We start from the raw sequence: 232 nt of genomic DNA on the forward strand, positions 1-232 counted from the left end.
GCGCCAGTTCGAGTCCGACCCGGACTACCAGGTGCACAAGCTGACGCCACAACGCTGGCATTTCTGCTGCCGCGCCGGGCACCCTCTGACCGAGCAGGAGGCCGTGCAGGCACGCGACCTGTTCGACTACCCGATGGCCACCACCTTCCGCCCGCCGAACATCCGCAAGATCCTCAGCGACCTCAGCGGGCGCCAGGACTACTTGCCAGCGGTGGAGTGCGAGCACGGGTAT

1 protein-coding gene is annotated in these 232 nt (G+C 66.8%); it reads left to right on the forward strand.

From position 1 onward, the window contains the following. Nucleotides 1–232 (forward strand): LysR substrate-binding domain-containing protein (locus AC6UDF_RS07470; RefSeq protein WP_500724275.1); only part of this gene is annotated, 232 nt, incomplete at both ends.

Source organism: Fructilactobacillus sp. X2R6C1 (genome assembly GCF_059901295.1).